The 18,643-nt window shown below is 47.9% G+C and carries 19 protein-coding genes; 16 read left to right on the forward strand and 3 right to left on the reverse strand.

What is annotated here, in order from left to right; translation table 11 throughout:
* Nucleotides 1–881 precede the first annotated feature (881 nt).
* The 4 genes from BAA01_11990 to BAA01_12005 all read left to right on the forward strand — a co-directional run bounded on the left by BAA01_11990 (nucleotide 882) and on the right by BAA01_12005 (nucleotide 5,121).
* Nucleotides 882–1,280 (forward strand): hypothetical protein, encoded by a 399-nt coding sequence (locus tag BAA01_11990; protein ID OUM87867.1) that lies wholly within the window; start codon nucleotides 882–884, stop codon nucleotides 1,278–1,280.
* 347 nt (nucleotides 1,281–1,627) lie between these two features.
* Complete coding sequence (locus BAA01_11995; protein ID OUM87868.1) at nucleotides 1,628–3,253, forward strand: copper oxidase; 1,626 nt, start codon at nucleotides 1,628–1,630, stop codon at nucleotides 3,251–3,253.
* Between the two features lie 114 nt (nucleotides 3,254–3,367).
* On the forward strand, nucleotides 3,368–4,060 hold the full coding sequence (locus tag BAA01_12000; protein OUM87882.1) for a DNA-binding response regulator: 693 nt from the start codon (nucleotides 3,368–3,370) through the stop codon (nucleotides 4,058–4,060).
* The gene (locus BAA01_12005; GenBank protein OUM87869.1) at nucleotides 4,057–5,121 is read left to right on the forward strand and encodes a two-component sensor histidine kinase; all 1,065 of its coding nucleotides are present in this window, start codon (nucleotides 4,057–4,059) and stop codon (nucleotides 5,119–5,121) included. Before BAA01_12000 ends, BAA01_12005 begins: the two co-directional genes overlap by 4 nt.
* A gap of 5 nt (nucleotides 5,122–5,126) precedes the next feature.
* Here BAA01_12005 and BAA01_12010 read toward each other — a convergent pair whose 3' ends face one another.
* Together BAA01_12010 and BAA01_12015 are read right to left on the reverse strand one after the other, a co-directional pair.
* Nucleotides 5,127–5,741, reverse strand: coding sequence for a methyltransferase type 11 (locus BAA01_12010; GenBank protein OUM87883.1), 615 nt, complete (start codon nucleotides 5,739–5,741; stop codon nucleotides 5,127–5,129).
* Between the two features lie 67 nt (nucleotides 5,742–5,808).
* Complete coding sequence (locus BAA01_12015; protein ID OUM87884.1) at nucleotides 5,809–6,555, reverse strand: hypothetical protein; 747 nt, start codon at nucleotides 6,553–6,555, stop codon at nucleotides 5,809–5,811.
* A 2,100-nt stretch (nucleotides 6,556–8,655) separates the two neighbouring features.
* On the opposite strand from BAA01_12015, the gene BAA01_12020 reads away from it, so the two are divergent.
* The 12 genes from BAA01_12020 to BAA01_12075 all read left to right on the forward strand — a co-directional run bounded on the left by BAA01_12020 (nucleotide 8,656) and on the right by BAA01_12075 (nucleotide 17,339).
* Entirely contained in the window at nucleotides 8,656–9,021 is a 366-nt protein-coding gene (locus BAA01_12020; protein OUM87870.1) for a hypothetical protein, read from the forward strand.
* A gap of 35 nt (nucleotides 9,022–9,056) precedes the next feature.
* The gene (locus tag BAA01_12025; protein ID OUM87871.1) at nucleotides 9,057–9,380 is read left to right on the forward strand and encodes a hypothetical protein; all 324 of its coding nucleotides are present in this window, start codon (nucleotides 9,057–9,059) and stop codon (nucleotides 9,378–9,380) included.
* Nucleotides 9,381–9,694: 314 nt separating this feature from the next.
* Nucleotides 9,695–10,273 carry a hypothetical protein gene (locus tag BAA01_12030; GenBank protein ID OUM87885.1) on the forward strand — a complete coding sequence of 193 codons (579 nt, stop codon included), beginning with the start codon at nucleotides 9,695–9,697 and terminating at the stop codon, nucleotides 10,271–10,273.
* 85 nt (nucleotides 10,274–10,358) lie between these two features.
* Complete coding sequence (locus tag BAA01_12035) at nucleotides 10,359–10,991, forward strand: DNA repair protein RadC (GenBank protein OUM87872.1); 633 nt, start codon at nucleotides 10,359–10,361, stop codon at nucleotides 10,989–10,991.
* Between the two features lie 292 nt (nucleotides 10,992–11,283).
* Nucleotides 11,284–11,634, forward strand: a complete 351-nt coding sequence (locus tag BAA01_12040) for a hypothetical protein (protein ID OUM87873.1) — start codon at nucleotides 11,284–11,286, stop codon at nucleotides 11,632–11,634.
* An 82-nt stretch (nucleotides 11,635–11,716) separates the two neighbouring features.
* Entirely contained in the window at nucleotides 11,717–12,034 is a 318-nt protein-coding gene (locus BAA01_12045; protein ID OUM87874.1) for a hypothetical protein, read from the forward strand.
* Nucleotides 12,035–12,070: 36 nt separating this feature from the next.
* Entirely contained in the window at nucleotides 12,071–12,970 is a 900-nt protein-coding gene (locus BAA01_12050) for a hypothetical protein (protein OUM87875.1), read from the forward strand.
* A 217-nt stretch (nucleotides 12,971–13,187) separates the two neighbouring features.
* The gene (locus BAA01_12055; GenBank protein OUM87876.1) at nucleotides 13,188–13,418 is read left to right on the forward strand and encodes a hypothetical protein; all 231 of its coding nucleotides are present in this window, start codon (nucleotides 13,188–13,190) and stop codon (nucleotides 13,416–13,418) included.
* 102 nt (nucleotides 13,419–13,520) lie between these two features.
* On the forward strand, nucleotides 13,521–13,796 hold the full coding sequence (locus BAA01_12060) for a hypothetical protein (GenBank protein OUM87877.1): 276 nt from the start codon (nucleotides 13,521–13,523) through the stop codon (nucleotides 13,794–13,796).
* A complete protein-coding gene (locus BAA01_12065) occupies nucleotides 13,789–14,904 on the forward strand; it encodes an ATPase (protein OUM87878.1) in 1,116 nt (371 codons plus the stop codon). The genes BAA01_12060 and BAA01_12065 overlap by 8 nt, the downstream gene beginning before the upstream one ends.
* 10 nt (nucleotides 14,905–14,914) lie before the next feature.
* On the forward strand, nucleotides 14,915–16,396 hold the full coding sequence (locus BAA01_12070; protein OUM87879.1) for a hypothetical protein: 1,482 nt from the start codon (nucleotides 14,915–14,917) through the stop codon (nucleotides 16,394–16,396).
* A 184-nt stretch (nucleotides 16,397–16,580) separates the two neighbouring features.
* Nucleotides 16,581–17,339, forward strand: coding sequence for a short-chain dehydrogenase (locus tag BAA01_12075; GenBank protein ID OUM87880.1), 759 nt, complete (start codon nucleotides 16,581–16,583; stop codon nucleotides 17,337–17,339).
* A gap of 732 nt (nucleotides 17,340–18,071) precedes the next feature.
* On the opposite strand, the gene BAA01_12080 is transcribed toward BAA01_12075, so the two are convergent.
* Nucleotides 18,072–18,515, reverse strand: a complete 444-nt coding sequence (locus tag BAA01_12080; GenBank protein ID OUM87881.1) for a hypothetical protein — start codon at nucleotides 18,513–18,515, stop codon at nucleotides 18,072–18,074.
* Nucleotides 18,516–18,643: the final 128 nt, after the last annotated feature.

Here is an 18,643-nt window from a genome sequence, read left to right on the forward strand (position 1 = left end):
CCTCGTGAACATGAACGGGAATTCGTACCGCATGAAAGAAACGAAGGAGTGGCTTGCTAAACAAAAGCTGACTGAATAACCGAATGGTCATTTCCGCCACTGGTCACTCAAAGGTGGGGGAAAATTAAATGAGCGAATGGCGGATTTTTGAGTTGACAAATACAAATGAGATGATAGGTTATGGCACAAGGTACACAACAATTATAATAAGTCACATTACCAGTCGAGGAAATGACTTGCTCAGCTTTTGTAAACCAGAATGCCATCGTTCAAATACTTGTTCCGCTGAATCTTGGTTTCCTGGACTGGAAACTTTTAGTGGAAATAAAAATTGGGTTAAGAGGAAATGTAATATTGCAGATGAAAAATTGATAAGGAGTTGATCTAATGCCAACGACAATCGATTCATCAGTAACGAAATGGCAAACGTGCATTGATTTATGTAATGATTGCGTGCAAGCATGCGAACAGTGCCTGTCCTCATGTTTGAAAGAGCCTGACGTGCAAGCCCGTGTCACATGCATCAATTTACTTCGTGATTGCATTGACATTTGTACACTAGCCGCTCAGTATATGTCACGAAACAGCAAATACGCCCAGCAAATTTGCTCTCTTTGTGCCACGATTTGCGAGGCTTGTGCAGCCGAGTGCGCGAAATTCCAGGATGCACACTGTCAGGAATGTGCAGAACTTTGCCGCAAATGCTCAGCGGAATGCCGCAAAATGTCTGCGTAATAAGGCGCTAAAAGGTGGTTCTTTTGCTGCAGATAACCCCCTCGTTAGGGTTGCAACGGAGGGGGTATGTCATTTTGTAGACCAACAAAAGACTGAAACAAATTTCCTCTTAATTATCGTCAATAAAGTTTGGATGTGAAAGTGAAATGAACAAGAGATTAATGATTATTTTCTTGCTTGCTTTGACTTTTTCCCTTGCAGCCGGCTGTGGACAAAAAGGAGAGGATTTGGGTGGAGTGAGTGGAAAGAAGGCACAAATTGATGACGTTGTTATATCTTCTTCAGGGTCTTATGTAGATGCTATTCAGTGGAACGGTTCTCAATACATTAAGAGTGACAAAAAGGTTACAGGAGAAAACATAGGGATTAAACTGGGAGAAATCAAATTCAAGATTTTGGGAAGCGGCAAACCATCCGATTATAAAATGCAAGATGGTGACGCGGTGTTTTTAGAACCTGGAACGGTGGTATATCAAGTAGTTGGTAGCGAGAATATCGCTGTTAAAGGTGAAAATGGCTGGATATTGTACGCAAAGTTTAATTAAATAAGTAATTTCTAAACATAATGCCAAAGAAACTCGATCTAAACATTATCCGCCAAGAGGCGGTATTTTTATTTCGTATGAAACTTTTAACGAAGAACTGGTTATCAATCTTGGCTGATACCCATTATGATAAAAAACAAAAGGAACAGAGGTTTCTCAAAAAAATAAAAGTGTGGTGAAGCTCAGTTGGCTTTCGTTTTGGATATGTTGGATACGACGAGGACCATATGATGCTTTATTCAGATTGCAACATCTTTCCCCCACGAAATACTCACAACTTCTACACAATCTCGTTTTAAGATCGATGATGAAAAAACCACAGAAAAATGAGATTGGGGAGGGCTAGCATGGGCAAGCGGTGGAAACGAATAAGCGTAGCGATAGCCGCCATCGCCATTTTATTAACGGGATGTGTCAACTCTGGCGGAAATTCGATGAACATGGATCACTCAAGCATGACGATGGGGCAAAAACAGGATCAAGAGCAAGAGCAAGCGGGCACAACCACCAAAACGGCCGTGATGACCGGCAAAGAGTTTATATTGACGGCAAAAGCCAGCCAACAAGAGCTGGCACCGGGGGTTACGCTTCCCGTCTGGACATTCAACAACTCTGTCCCTGGTCCGGAAATCCGGGTCAAACAAGGAGAGACTGTCAAAATCACCTTGAGAAATGAACTGCCCGAACCGGTCTCCATCCACTGGCACGGTTATCCTGTTCCGAATGCGATGGATGGCGTTCCGGGCGTCACGCAAAACGCTGTTCAACCGGGGCAGTCTTTCACGTATGAGTTTAAAGCCACCGTGCCCGGAACGTACTGGTATCATTCGCATCAAGACAGCGTCAATCAAGTCGACCGCGGCCTGTACGGGGCATTGATCGTGGAACCCAAAGACGGACTCAAGGTTGATCGCGATTACACGCTGATTTTGGATGAGTGGATGAGTGCCGGCATGAACATGTCCGGCGGCAACATGTCAGGTTCAAATATGACCGGTATGGACCACAGCAATATGAATATGAACGGGTCCAACGATAACGGCAAATCCATGAACCACGGCCAAATGAACATGGGCAACGGCAACATGGGCAACGGTGGACACGATATGAGCATGTACGATTTGTTCACGATCAACGGGAAATCCGGTTCGCTCGTGGAAAAACTGCCCGTCAAACAAGGGGAAAAAGTGCGCATCCGGCTCATCAACGCAGGCTTCCTCACGCATCAAATCCACCTGCACGGACATGAGTTTAAAATTACGGCTGTCGACGGACAACCGCTGAACACCCCGGGCGTACTAAAAGACAATGTTGTTGCCATCGCACCCGGGGAACGCTACGATATCGAATTCGAAGCCAACAATCCCGGCCAATGGTTTATCGAAGATCACGGGGACAAGGAAGCCGTTAAAGGGATGAAGGCCATCATCGCCTATGAAGGGTCTGCCGGTGGGGCGGATCAGCCGAACGAAAAGGCGCAATTGGCGGCGGTGGACCTCAGCCGCTACGGACAGGCCGGAAAGATGAACTTTACACTGGATCAAAAGTACACGCTGGAATACACGATGAATTTAAACACGGAAAACAAGAACGGCGATACGGTCTATACGATTAACGGAAAAACGTTTCCGGAAACAGAGCCGATCAAAGTCAAAAAAGGAGATACCGTAAAGGTTCGTCTTGTGAACAATTCCAAGACCGACGATCATCCGATGCATCTGCACGGACATTTCTTCCAGGTCCTCAGCAAAAACGGTAAACCGCTGGAAGGTGCCCCCGTCATCAAAGATACGTTGAATCTGAAACCAGGAGAAGAATACGTTGTCGCCTTCCAGGCCGACAACGAAGGCAACTGGATGTTCCACTGCCACGATCTGCACCACGCGTCTGCCGGCATGGTGACAGAAGTGAAATATACGGATTACAAAGCCGGTTTCGTTCCCGATCCAAAGGCCGGAAACAAACCAGAATAACCACTGAGCATGCGGGAAACGGCAGGTCCGCCGTTTCCCGTTTATGTTTGGATGACACCATTTGTGTCATTATAATTACGGTAAAAGGCAATATACGAAGGGTGAACGACGATGATGAAAACCATCCTCATGGTGGATGACGAAGACAAGATTCGTGATGTAGTTGTTTCTTATCTTCAGAAGCACGGATTTCGCACGCTGGAAGCCGGAACAGGAACAGCAGCACTGCAAACCATCCGAAGTGAACGGGTCGACCTGGTCATCCTCGATTTGATGTTGCCTGACATCCCGGGTGAACAAGTATGCCAGACGATCCGGCAACTGTCATCCGTTCCCATTTTCATGCTTACTGCGAAGGTGGATAAATCCTCACGGATTCACGGCCTGACCATTGGAGCTGACGACTACGTGATAAAACCGTTCGATCCCCTCGAACTGGTGGCCAGAGTCAGGGCGATTCTCCGCCGGAGCGACGATCACCACCCGCTCGCCGATCGCATCGCTTTCAACGATGGTGAATTGGTGATCGATGCGGTCCATCATAAGGTGTTTCTTTGCGGTCAACCGGTCAATTTGACCCCCAGCGAATTCAAATTATTGCTTGTTCTGGCTCGGCATCCGCAACGACAGTTTCACCGGGAAGAATTGGTGGAAAAGGTGTTGGGGTTCGATTTCGAAGGGGACGTTCGCGCCATCGACCAACATGTCAAAAATTTGCGCCAAAAAATCGAACCGGATCCAAAACAACCGAAGTACATTCAAACCGTATATGGAATCGGTTATCGTTTTACGGGAGGCTCCCAATGAAACACGGATTGCGCTATCGCTTGTCGCTCGTGTTGCTGAGCGTAGTTGTCGGAACGTTGCTTCTCGCCGGGACCAGCCTGATGGCAGAAACCCATTATCATTTTCAACTTTATCAAGAACAATATGGGATGGATCACAATCTACAAGGGCTTACCTTTCATCTGGAACAAGCCTTGCTTCAATCCATGATGTGGACGCTCCTCGGTGCAATTGTTCTCGCTGTCATTATCAGCTTATATCTGGCGAAACGCCTTTCCGCCCCTCTGATAGAAATGAAAAAGGCCGCGGAAAAAATCACGCGGGGTGATTTGTCTGTACGAACAAACGTTCCCGGGAACGATGAACTCTCGGAACTGGGGAAGGCACTAAACCACCTTGCGGAGCAATTGCAGCAACAAGAGCAGCTTCGCATCACCATGACGCAGGACATCGCCCATGATTTGCGGACGCCGTTGGCCACCTTAAAGAGTCATATTCAGGCCATGCTGGATCAAATATGGGAACCGACACCTGCAAGGCTGCGTTCCTGTTATGAAGAAACTGAACGTCTGATCACGTTGGTTGCTGACTTGGAGCAATTGACGGAAATGGACTCTCCCCATTTCCGTCTTCACAGGAAACCGGAAAATCTTACGGCGCTCATCGAACAAAGCGTACACATTGTATCGGCAGCTTTCCTGGAAAAAGGTGTCCGGCTTGAGGTGAAACCGCACCCTGCCCTCTGTTTGAACGTGGATCGGGATCGGTTGATTCAGATTCTGGTCAACGTCTTAAGCAATTCCCTCAAATTTACTCCCGAAGGCGGGCGAGTCGAAATACAGGTAAAGGACGAGAACGGTTCGGTTCTGATCACCGTGCAAGACACGGGGCCTGGCATCGCACCGGAGGATTTGCCCTATGTTTTTGAACGTTTTTACCGTGCGGATAAATCGCGGAACAGAAAATGGGGAGGCAGCGGCATCGGCCTTACGATCGTCAAAAAACTGGTTGATGCACATGGTGGATCGGTGTGGATCGAAAGCGACAATGGCACAAAAGTGAGTATTCGTTTACCAAAATAAAAAGGTCAATGACCTAAAGGAGGATTAACTGCTTCTATTACTAAAAATAGATCTCGGTAAAAGGATTCCACCCGCTTCACTTGCAATCCTGAACGTCTCACCAATTGCAGCGTGTTCCGATTCAGGTGGCAACCATCGCACAATCGCTTCCACACCGGGGTCAGCAAGTCCTGTAAACGAGCAAGGAAGGGACTCTCAAGCCGAACATGTTCAAAAATCAAAACCTTTCCGCCCGGTTTACAGACGCGCCGGACTTCTTGCAATGCCTTCTCTGGATCGGGGATCGTGCAAAAAACCAATGTACCCACCACGGTATCGAAGAACGCGTCGGGAAAGGGCAGGTTCTCCGCACCCGCGGCAACCACATCCACAGGCACAGCAGCCTGCTCTATTTTGGCTAAGGAACGCCTGCGCATCTGCTCTGCAGGCTCGACTGCGATAACACACTGTACCCGCACTGGGTCGTAGAAAGGAAAGTTCGCTCCTGTACCCGAACCGATTTCTAATACCTTTCCCTGGGCCTCCTTCAACAACTGCTGCCGGATTCTCCGCAACCCACTGCGCTCAAGCGGCTCCATCAAGTGATCATATAGCTTTGGAAACCACCAACTCAAACTCATCCCCACCCCACAAGTTTCCTTTCCGTTTCATAGCCAGACATCTTTGCGCCTTTTGCGCTTTAACTCGTTATATATTGATTGTCCAGTACGTTAGCGTATCCAGAATTCCCAATAGTATAAAGACAGCCCCGGCCAGCCCCTGAACGTTTCTTCCCATGACTTTGGCCTTCTTTACATAAGTGTCTATCCCGAAACCATAAGACAATCCCAAAAAAAGCAAGAAAGGTACCGCCGTTCCCAGGGCAAAAACAGGAGGCAAGAGCGCACCGGCACGGGAATTCAAAGCCATTGGCATCAACAGTCCGAAGAAGAGCCAAAACATCGTAGGACAAAAACCCAGGCTGAAAGACACCCCTAGAAAAAACGCTCCCGTTTTCCCACCGAGGCGCTTTGCCTGCTGTTTGAGGGAAGCCGACCACTTCAACCCCACACTCCCTGGCAACCGTACCCACCCGAGCATGAAAAGTCCCATGACAACCAGTAAAGGGCCGACCAGTTTGCGGGCCCAGACAAACAGGGGAATTGATTGGGCAGAGATGTTGCGCCCTATCAACCAGAACAACAGACCAAAAACGGCAAACACCGCTACCTTTCCCAGCAAATAGAGAACAACCTCACTCAAAGCAAGTTTCTGTTGTACCTGGCGGTTCCCAAAGTAGATGATTGCGCCGATATTGGCTGAGATTTGGCATGGTGCGAGTGCTCCTACGAGACCTAGAAGGAGAGCTGTAAGCAAAGTTACATCCGTCATCTCCGTGATGGCAAAAATAGGTTGGCTGACGACCGCACTGAACTGCGAAAACCAATAATACAACACGTTCTCTTCTCACCTCAGCGACAGATTGTTCTTCGTCCGCACTTAAAGCAGTTCGCTGAAAAGTAGTCTCGGTAAGCCGCTATCCACGGGGGCCCGTCTCCTTTGATGACCAGTTTTGTTTGGATGGGGTCATAGTCATTAGGAGGATTCAATTCAACAGGCATAGGTACCGCATTGCCTGGCGATCCTGGTCATAATTCTTAAAGATGTTCTCCAGGACTTCTTTAAACGTTACCTGAAGATCATCGTCGACATTATAAGCATCCTCCATTTCTTCGACAAAAGTATATCTGCTAACTGTGAAGAAGTTGTGATGATGACCCTCCCTTCACACATTCCACATAATCAGCCGTTATACTTAAGGAAGGCTGTCCGAAAAACGAATCATAAACATAAAATCGAGGAGGGAGGAACAAAATTTGGCAAAGCCATCAAAAAAACCAACGAAAAGAAAAACATCTACTCCCGCATTCCGATAAATCCTCAATAGTTTGATCGGCTTTCTCATTTTGGCGCTGGATGCAAGTTTTATTCTTTCATTATTTTTTCATTATTTATAATTATTTATATCATATAAACAAACGGGAAATGGGAGGGAAAGTAACGTCCAGGTAAGTACACCCAAATTGCCCTTTTCCGTTATTCACACACTGGACTTCGACCCCAATCGTCAAGGTGCTTTTCTCTTAGGTACACATGAGAACCTCTTTAAACGCGGTCTGGGTGAAGAGGAGTGAAGACCTGTCAGCGATGATACCAAGGAGCGCGATATTATGGGGCTGGTCACCGTTCCGAACAACCCTAAAAAAGTTATCGACAATCATGCCAACATTTACGAGTCATGGGATGGGGGTGTAACGTGGTTCCCGGCATTCTGATCGCCGCCGCGTGAACCACCCACCAGCTTTGTTCCCATTGCAACCATCGCAACGGGGAAGTGAAAAGCCTGGCATTGAGGGAATGGACATGCCCGAAGTGCGGCACCCACCATGACAGAGACAGCAATACCACAAGGAACATTTTGAAAGAAGGAATGCGCCTTTTGCAGGCTAGTCAACCGAACTGTAGGACAACGGGGATAGTTCGATAAATAAGCAACCTGTTGGGTTGCTGTTCCCGAGAGTCCCACGTGGCTTTAGCCGTAAGAGTGTCAATGTTGCCCAAATCCCTTGCATTCCTTTTTCACCCATGAGATAATGTTTCCATAAGGTGTTTCTTTTTTATTCAACGTACCCTTTTCGGGAAGGTTGGACGCATGGTTCCCTGTTCCGCGACAGGGAAAGCCCTTGAACCCTCTTGCAGCCATGCGGGATTCCCTATGCAGGCGGTGCTGTCTTGGGGGAGGAAGGGACGGCCGGCAATGGCGACACCGGCCCGGATGACTGTACGGCCTGGTCCGCCTAACAAGCGTCAGGTGACGACAGGAAGTGGTTGTAGAAAAGGATGCGCATGCCAAATTCAGGGTGGTATGCGTGTGCCATAAGAAAAAAGAAGCCGGATTTGCTCCAAAAAGGAGTGATCCGGCTTTTTGTTTTTGAAAATTAGAAGGAGGTGAAGCCCGTCAGATACGGGCGAAATCATGAAAAGCATCATTAGCTTGACCCCTCATCGAATTACCGTGAAAGGGAAAAAGATGTTGCCTTTAAACCATCAGGAATTGTTTCACGTGTCGCTTCCCTAACAGAGGTGATAGGGGAAGTAAATGAAATCCCTGTGTTGAAGACGGTGTTCGGGGAGGTCGAAGGTCGTCCCGACAGTAAAGGATGCGGTGTACAACGTGTCCACCTTGGAGCTGCAGGAGCTGGTGGTAAACGGGAGGATTTTTTCTCCTGATACAGGCTCCGAATCAGCTATCTGGGATGATAAAGGTCGGATAGTAGCGGTACGGCGATTTCAGAAAATCTAACTGCTTCTAGAAAAGAGGCGTATTTACCCGTGATGGGTGAACACGCCTTTTTTGCGTTTTTGGGAGGGATTCCTGATGGAGATGAAATACCTGTTGTGGCTATGGTTGGCGCTCCCTTTGGTGGTTGGGGCCTATCCAACCATCAGAGAGGTTTGGAGAACTTTCAATGAGTTAAAGGAGGAGAATGAACGATGACTGTCGCCATGATGACGGAAATCCAAACTGCCGAAGAGGCGGTGAAAGTTGCTCAAGAGATTGAGCGGCTTGAAGCCGTCGTCAAAGCGATGAAAGAGTCGCTGAAAAGGTATGTGGAAGAGACCGGCAAGCCGGTGGAAACGGTTGACCAGGTGTGGTGGTGGGTCGAGAGTGAAAGCTGGAAGTTTACCCCGGAAAAGCTGAAGGAGTTGTGTCAGGAGTTGGCCATTGAAGGCGTGAATCCCTGGGAACTTCTTGGCATCACCGCCGCCAACCTTAAAAAGACCGGCTGGTCGGATCAGGCTTTGTCCAGTTTCGGAGAAAAGCGGGTCACAAGAAGTTTTCGGGCCAGGAAAAAGTGAACCACCAACTCTGGAAAAGGAAGGGGTTTTGAAAAATGCACAAGATGGAAAATTTGCTTAAGAGCTATCTTTATGACGCCTGTCCTAGAAGCCATCACCAAAGACATTTCGCTGTGATTTTCCGAGGGCAGGACACCACGTATGCGGCGGACCTGTCAACAGCCGTCCGGCAGGCAGTCTTGTTGACCTATCACCATCTTCGCAAGAGTGGCCGGTTTTTCCCGGCATACGTCAAGGAAAATCGGACGTGCCGCATTGTTTGTCGGATGGAGGCACGGGATGAGGTGCTGCAACTGGCTGAAGCCCATTTTGGGCTTCGTCTGAAAAAAGATGACGATTTACTTAAAAAGGTGGGGTGATTGGAATGAAAGCAACTTACATTACAAATGAAAGTTATGATGCGGTTTTGCTACCAAATGGAACCTTCATCGAAGTAAACGGAGAAGTATTAGAACGTTTTGTGAAAGCAAGGAAAAACAAGGGAGAAGAATTCAGAAACTGGCACGGAACAAGAAGCTGGAGAGAATACGGTTACTACATTTGGGATGCCGCTGAAGAACTCGGAGACACGCTGGCCTACTATGACGATGATGGCCAGTTTCGGGTGCTCGAGGAGAAATTGTGGGAGAATCGGATCAAATATTACCTTACCCACGAAACACGGGAGAAGGTAATGGATGATTCATCCCACCACGAGATTTTTATAAAAGAAAAATCCGCGGTCAAGCCTCCAATAGCTCTTACCGGAAAGGCACGGTCGGGGAAAAACACGGTCGCTAAATATCTTGACGAGAAATATGGTTACGTCCCGTTTGCCTTTTCGGATGACATCAAACGGATCGCCAAGGATATATTTCCTTGGCGATTTGGAAAGGGAAAGGATAGGGAAATTCTCCAACAGGTTGGTGAGAAAATGAGAGAGATCGATCCAGATGTTTGGGTGGAAAAAACGCTAAACAGGATCGATCACTTCAAGGATGACTTGAACATCGTCATCACCGACCTGCGCATGCCGAACGAATATGCGGCTTGCCGTGAGAGGGGATTTGTCATCATCAAGGTTGACGCGGATGATGAAGTCCGCAGGAAACGGATGATGGACAACGGTGATGTGTTTAGAGAGGAAGACCTGGGACACGAGACAGAAAACTACGTTGATGGATTTAGGGTGGATTATGTCATCGATAACAACGGGGACATCGAATCCCTTTATGAACAAGTGGACGAAATTATGAAAAAGATAACCAGCTAACGCCCTCCACCCGGGCTTCAAAGTGGCGGTGGCACAAACCCTTGTGCCCCGCCGGGGGCCTGGGGTTTGTGATGAGGAGGGGGATATGTATATCGACGTTGCTAGGGAAGCAGTCGCGTATTACGCCGCGGACGCCGATCTCCAGCACCTGTTGGCTGTGCTGATCGGCAAAGGAGCGACGCCGGAAATCTGCGGGAAGCTTTCAGCCATTGGCGTCCGAATATTGGCTGAGATGTCCGTCTCGGAGCTGATGGCGGAAGGACTGATGCGACAGGAGGCGGAGCGGATTGTTGCGGCCTTTGGGCTGGCAAGGAAACTTGCCTCCAGCCAGAAGGGCCAGCCGTACATCGTCCGCACTCCTGAGGATGCCGCGCAATACCTGATGGAGGAGATGCGCCACCTTAAACAAGAACATTTCGTCGTCCTGCTCCTGGACACAAAAAAACAGGTGATTGCCCATGAGACGATCTTCGTGGGCAGTCTGAACGCCTCCATCGTTCACCCGCGGGAAGTGTTCCGGGCGGCCATCAAGCGAAATTGCGCCTCCATCATATGCGCACACAACCATCCAAGCGGCGATCCCACTCCCAGCCCTGAGGATTTAGATGTAACCAGACGGCTGGTTGAGGTCGGGAAAACCGTTGGGATTGAGGTTCTCGATCACATCGTGATCGGGGATAGCGCATATTCCAGCTTGAAAGAGCGGGGTATGATATAATCATTAATTAAGGATTCAGCAAAATGAGAAAAGGTGATTTGAAAAATGGCCAGCATCCAAACCTTGCGTAGATGGTCCAAACAAATGGATCAATATTACAAAAATGTGAGTACCGAACGTTTGATTGCCGATTCAAAAAAAGCTGGCATCATTCTCGAGCCGATGAAAACAAGACGTGCTTCAAGGAAAAAATTCTAACTGCGGCTATATGCCACAGCTTTTAAAGAACCAAGGGAATCCCGTGTGGGATGCTCTTGGTTTTTATTTTTGAAATTGAAAGGGGCAAATAAAAATGTTCATTCACCGATACACCCGCCAACAGGCCATTGCAGATGGCGTGTTAATCGATGTGTCGGAAATGGCCCGCGAAGCCGGATTTCGGTATCCGGTGGCCATCACAAGGGGCGTTTACGGACTCATCACCCCATCCCCTGGAGAGGAATTGATGGGACAAAGCGAGGACGGGCGTCTGTGGGACGTTTTGTTCATCCTGTATTTGGCGATCAAAACGTCCTCGCAGAGCACAAACGAAATCCGCTTCAAAGTGCTTATCAGCGGAGAAGAAATCTCGCTGAAAGCACTTTGCCATCCTGATGACCAGTTGGAGCCGGTAATCACCATCATGTTGCCGGATGAAGACTGAATGGTGTGTTGAAAAGCAAAGCCGGATTTTCCCAAAAAAGGGATAATCCGGCTTTTTACATTATTAAAGGGAGGGAAAGACGTTGAGAAGAGAACATCTGGCCACCCTGTATTGTCAATTCAAAGGTGAGACATGGGAAGTAGACGTTTTTGCGAATCATGATGGCACTTTCGAAATCACTGGTCGTTCCACAAGTTTCAACGTGTATCTGGTGAACACGGCACACGGATACCTGGTGGCAGTAACCAACCATTCCCGTTGTGGTTACGTGCCCGGTGACGTGAATTACATGGACGTGATGGAATACGTCGATGTGGAAAATCCCATCGACGCTGCCACACTGTCCATCGGTTTGCGGTATCTGATTAGGAACAATTTCCGTTCAGAAATGAATAGTTGATTCTGAATGAATTAAAAACGAAAGGAGCGATGAAAGGTGAGCATGGTATTGGAAAACGTTGCGGCAATCCAAAAGGAAGAGCAGGGGATCATCGGCCACTTGACCTGGTATTCGATCTCCGAACACCTGATTGGCCGGGACGATCTGCGGAAAAAGCTCCTGGACGCCGGCCTGGACGAAGGTTGGATGCCGAATGAAATCCGCGTGTCGGACGCCTTCCGGCGCGCCACGAAAGACGTGGAAGTCCGCAAGAATCCCACGTCCCAGGCGAATGTGTTTGAAAACTTTCTGGTGCGCGAAGTGTATTCGGACCACAAGGTGGTCCAACGGAATATCGTCCAGGAAACCGTGGACCAGAAAGGGAAACGCCTGTCATACGACGGGCAGGCGGCCATCCTGATTTTAAATAAGGAGTCCAAGGACATCCGGATTGCCGCCCAGCACCCGAAAGCGGAACAGTTGGCGCTGGAGGCCGCCAAACTGTTCGCGTTATATTGCGAAAACTACAGCGCACAGGCCATCCGCGTGATGGTCATGAATATTTTAAAATCCATGTCGCCCACTCCGGTACGGCCCAACGGTGGGGTTTACTTCATCCCTTCAGCCCATTCAGAGCAGCTCGCCAGGTTGTGCACGTTTGTCAGCTCGCTGGAAAAGGGAGAGATGTACAAAGTCCCATTGATTGATACACAAGACAACCAGCGGATGCTGTTTGACAAACTGGAGGCTCACCTTCAGAACACCATCAGTGAATGTGACTTGGCACTTGGGGGTGAGCTTGAGAAGGGGCGGGTCAAAGCACTGTTGGACGATGCCAAGCGGGTGGTGGCGGACTTCAACCATTACCGCGCCATCGTCACGCAGGATGTGGAGAAACTGGAAAGATACATTGACCATTTACGGGAGCGAATCGCTCTTGTGGTGCGGTCGATGTGATATGGGGGAGGTTATGATGCAAGAAAAAGGAACGGTTGTCATCGAATGCTACATCTGTGGAACGGTCTTTCCCGTTCCGCTGGAAAACGACCGTATCCCCGGGTGTGTCCGTTGCCCACATTGCGGACAACGGACGTGCGGGGAGTAAGCATCGGCCAAGAGTTGTCTCTGGTTGGGGATGCTCTTGGTCAAGATTACTTGTAAGAGGTGAAAGAGTATGCCGAATTATTATGAAGCCAAACCAAAAGGCGGTAAGCTAACGGGGCGGCATAAATCAGAACTCCAAAAAGCAGGATTCGGGTGGACTGGACTTGGGTGGATTGCTGTTGCTGAAAAACCCCCAAAAGTATGGGGGTGTACAGTAAGGAAAATAAATCCACCTAAAAAGCAACCAGTAAAAACAGAACAGGAATTTTACAAGTTTCTTAAGAAAACATTTGGATTTTAAAATCACATTTGTAAAAAAGACGCATTATTTTCAAAGGCCAAGAGTTATCCCCTATCGGGGATTTTCTTGGCCTATTTAGTTTTTCAGAAAGGATCGATGCAAATGTGGAAAATGGATGTCACAAAAAAAGTCCTGGAAGCCATCCAACGGCACCGGAGCGACGGATGCCTTCCGAACGCGCCCATTTCGCCGCGTTCGTTGATGTATACCTATGGTACGGATGAAGAGTTTTGGGAAATTGTTGCCGATTTGGAAAAAGAATTTGGCATCACTTTTGATGGAGATGAAGTCATGGATATGGGAGAAATGACCGTCAGGTCGTTCATTGAGCTGGTGGTCAAGAAAGTTGAGAAACAGAAGGGGGATCAAGGTGTTTAAAAAACTCGTGGAAATCAAGACGTATCTTACCGGAAAATTCATGGAGCGGGAAAATGTCGTTGACGCCATGCTGGTCGCGCTTCTGGCGCGTCAGCATGTGCTTCTCATAGGGCCGCCGGGGACGGCCAAGTCTGCCCTGGTGGTGGAATTGGCGAAAATCATCCAGGGAGCCAACTATTTTCAGTGGCTCCTGACACGATTTACCACACCGGAAGAACTGTTCGGCCCGGTGTCGCTGAAGGAACTGGAAAAAGGCGTGTACAAACGGAACACCGCCGGGAAACTGCCGGAGGCGCATGTTGCGTTCATTGACGAACTGTTTAAGGCGAATTCCGCCATACTGAACAGTTTGCTTACATTGATCAATGAACGGATATTTTACAACAACGGCCATCCGATGCAGACGCCGCTCATGACCATAGTGGGAGCTTCCAATGAATACCCGGAGGAAGGGGAAGGGCTTGAGGCGTTGTTCGACAGGTTTCTTCTGAGGTTTGAACTGGACTACATCCGTGAAAAAGACAGTTTCCTGAACATGCTCAAGTCCGGCGGGAACGAAAAGACACCACCGTCTTTGACTCTTGAAGAATTGCAGAACATGCAATTCTTCGCCGAGATGGTGAGCATTCCGTATGAGGTGTTCGACACGCTGTTTGAGATTCGCCAGAAGCTGAGGGACGAAGGCATTCATCCTTCGGATCGCCGATTCAAGCAGTCGCTTGGACTGTTGCAGGCTAAGGCGATGCTGGAGCAACGTCAGGAAGTAAGGGTGGAGGACATTCTCCTTCTCGCCAATGCGCTTTGGGAAACGCCGGAACAGAAACAGGCAGTGACGGAGATTGTAAGGGAGCTTGCGCAGGACAAGGTCACTGCCGCGCTTGAACGGATTTCCGCGGAAGCCCAGGAGATCCTCAACGGAATCACAAACAGCACATCCACCGACGAAGCCGTTGAAGCGGCGGAAAAGATGAAGACGCTGGAGAGGGAACTGGAGCAACTTTCAGTCAAATATCCGGGGAGACGTGAGGAAATCGAAAGTTTGCAACTGAGATTGAAACGGAACAGGGATAAGATTGCCCATACCATTGTCGGGGCAATCGGGCTTTAAGGGGGGATCAATGGTGTTCAAGAACAAATCCGTCCTGAATACCGACTCCTTCGACCGGAGGCGGTACCAGGAAATACGGAAAATGTCACAAAAACTGAAGGAAATTGAACGGATGGGGAGCGGATTGCTCCCCAGTTTTGCTTCATTGATGGGGGACATTTGGGCCGGTCTGTACAAAATGGATCCCCGGTTGAAGAATGAAGTAGATGAAGGGCTGGAGGCGAACAGGGCCATCATGGAACGGATTCTATATGACGATTTGTTTCAATCCAAACGGGAACTGACACGGCTGGACGACTTGATGTCTGCTATCGGCACCATCAAGTTTTCCAAAGCTGTTTATAAGTGGCTTCAAACTTTGGATGAACAAGCCCAGAAGGCGATGCAAAAGGCGATGGAGGAAGCCAGAAAAGCGATGGAGGCAAGGAAACGGAAGAAGATGAAATCGGACCAGGGCAACAATCAGGGAGAAGCGGGACAAGGTGGCGGCCAGCAGAAAGGAACAAAACGGCAGGATGCGCTGAACATGGCCATGCAGGAAGTCGCCAATGCCTTGGAGCAACAGTCACATGAGCAAAAGAAAATGTTGGAGGCTATGCTGCAACAGGCTATGCGGGAGACGTTGGAGACAAAAGAAGCGCTGCAGTCCCTGGTTGGTGGACTCCAACCCGGAAGCGGTGAGGCGGAACTGAAAAAAGTGCCGTTGCTGGATCAAATCCGGCTTGCCGAGGTGTTAGTAACCAACCAAAAGCTGAAGCAAATCGCCATGTGGGCCGGACGCTTTAAGCAGATTGCGATGAAGAAGCAACGGTCAAAACACCGTGAGTCAATCGAAAGAAGTGGTGTGACACTGGGCAATCAGGTGGAGCGGCTTCTTCCGATGGAACTTGGGATGTACATGTCCCCAGCCACTAGAATGGACTTCCTGCGCCGGTTCGCCGAAGGCCAGACGATGCAATATGAACAAACCGGAAAGGAAGAGCTGGGAAAGGGTCCGATTGTCCTTTGCTTGGATCAATCTGACAGCATGATGGGTTCCAGAGACATCCAAGCTAAAGGTTTTGCATTAGCCCTGATGTCCATCGCAAGAAAACAAAGAAGAGACTTTTCTCTTATTCGTTTCAGTTACAGCTTTAGTGTTGTACAGCAAATATACAGGAAGGGAAAAATATCAATAAATGAAATGGTTAAACTGGCGATTGAATTCTTAGGTGGTGGAACAGATTTCGAGGCTCCTTTGGATACCGCACTACGGACTATCAACAAAAGTCGGTTCAAGAAAGCGGACATCATTTTTGTAACAGATGGGGAGGACTATGTGAGTGATCAATTTCTGGAGTACTTCCATAAATCCAAGAAAGAAAAAGATTTTAGTCTCCTCAGCATTGTGCTTGGGGATGAAATGACTGTAACCGTTGAGAAATTTTCTGATCGTGTTGTCAAGGCATCAGATTTCACGGATGAAAAAACGCATGTTGCGTTTGAGATTTGATAGATGGCCCGGCACATACGCCGGGCTTTTTTGATACAATCGAATTATCTAGAATTCTTTACCACATCCTTCAAGCGAAAGTCTGGTAGATAATGGATGACGTGATAATGAACCTAAACCTGTAAAGAAGGTTGAGAGTTATTGATATGCAATAAAAATTCTATTAAGAAAAGGGGACGAGTAGATGGAGCAATTTGTTGGTAAAGTGGCTTTAGTTACAGGTGGCGGTTCTGGAATAGGAAGAGCAACTTCATTAGCTTTTGCAAAGAAAGGGGCAAAAGTCGTTATCGTTGGACGCACAAGAGAAAAGATTGTAGAGACACAAGAAATGATTAGGGATTTGGGTGGAGAAGCAATTGCAGTTCAAGCGGATGTCTCTTCAGATGAACAAGTCAGAAAGATGATACAAACAATCATAGATCAATTTGGGCGTCTGGACTTTGCGTGCAACGCCGCGGGTATAGGCGGAAAATTGATCCCCACGGCAGATGTTACAGAAGAAGATTTTGATTTTACTCTGGCAATTAACCTTAAAGGTGTCTGGCTCTGTATGAAATACCAAATTCATCAGATGTTAAAGCAAGGTTCTGGAGCGATTGTGAATATCTCTTCGATCAATGGTTTAACTGGCACTCCAAACGCAGCCATTTATTCGGCAAGCAAGAGCGGCGTCATCAGTTTAACCAAATCCGCTGCTCTTGAATATGCCAAATCCAATATTCGTATCAATGCAGTATGTCCGGGGGCTATTCGTACACCGATGCTAGAACAGGTAATCAACAAAACAGGAATGACAATAAGCCAATATGAATCTCAAATACCAATAAATCGAATTGGTGATCCAAATGAAATTGCCCATTCGGTGGTTTGGTTGTGTTCAGACGAAGCTAGCTATATAACAGGACACATTATGGTGATTGACGGAGGAGTATCTGCTAGATAATCTTGATTTTTCGATAAATAAAGTATACTGGATTTTCCTTGTAATCCCAAAAACAAACCGGCTATCCTTTAGCGTACGGGGCGCCGGTTAATTTGTGTCTAAAATGTGTCTTAGCGTACGTTTCGCCCGAAATGATACGGTGACAATGTACTGGAAAAGTTGGCGGAACAAAAATACATCGAATGGAAACAGGGAAAATCCTGAAAAGATCAAGTTGCTTGAAGCATGGGAAAGGAAATCAGGGATATTTGGGAGGGATTTTAAATGAAGAATGAAAATCCGTTATGTCCGGTTTGCGGTCATGAGTTAAAATGGTGGAAAGCCAAATGGAAATGCTTTGTTTGCGGTCTTTGGGATGGATGCTGTGGAGACGAAACGAGCGACCCGGGCGGGTTGTGGAGCGAAGATTAGTAAATCCTACTGAAATATGGTTCCTTTCTTGATGAAGAGTTGGTGCCAAGTTGGTGCCAAAGTGGTGCCAAAATCTACTCGTGTCACCGAAAAATGACTCGTATTGGCGAAGGAGAGAAAAGAAAAAACCCTTATAAATCAAGGGTTCTAATGATTAACTATATCCAAAAAATGGGTGCGGATTTGAATCGCACTCAAGAGGTCGTGGGTTCGACTCCCATCGCCTCCACCATAAAAACATTGATATAAAGCGGTTTTTGAGTAACAGGGTCACTCTGGCGAGTGACTTTTTTCATGTCTTGGGGACAAATTGGGGACAAACTACTGAGGAGAAAATTTTTCAAGCTTGTTGGCCGCTTCACGGCTCGCCTTACGTGTGACATGGGCGTATATATCAGCCGTGATCTGGTATCGTGAGTGCCCAAGTCGTTCTTGGATGGTCTTGAGAGATTCTCCAGCCTCAATCAACAACGTTGCCGCACTGTGGCGCAAATCATGGAAACGGATATATCTCAGGCCATGCCGTTCGATGAATCGTCTCCACCATGTGGTCGGTGTCGTATGATACAGGGGCTTACCCATGTTGTGGAATACATATTGATAGTCACCGCCTTGCCATTTATCTGTGGCGGCCTTTTTTTGTTTTTCCCATTCGTTTCTATATTGCTCCATTTCAGCCATGTACCAGACGGGCATGTCTACCTTGCGGATTGAACTTTTTGTTTTCGGTGTATTTGTCAACTCAAAAATCCGCCATTCGCTCATTTAATTTTCCCCCACCTTTGAGTGACCAGTGGCGGAAATGACCATTCGGTTATTCAGTCAGCTTTTGTTTAGCAAGCCACTCCTTCGTTTCTTTCATGCGGTACGAATTCCCGTTCATGTTCACGAGG

This window comes from Bacillus thermozeamaize, from assembly GCA_002159075.1.
Classification (GTDB): Bacteria; Bacillota; Bacilli; order ZCTH02-B2; family ZCTH02-B2; genus Bacillus_BB; species Bacillus_BB thermozeamaize.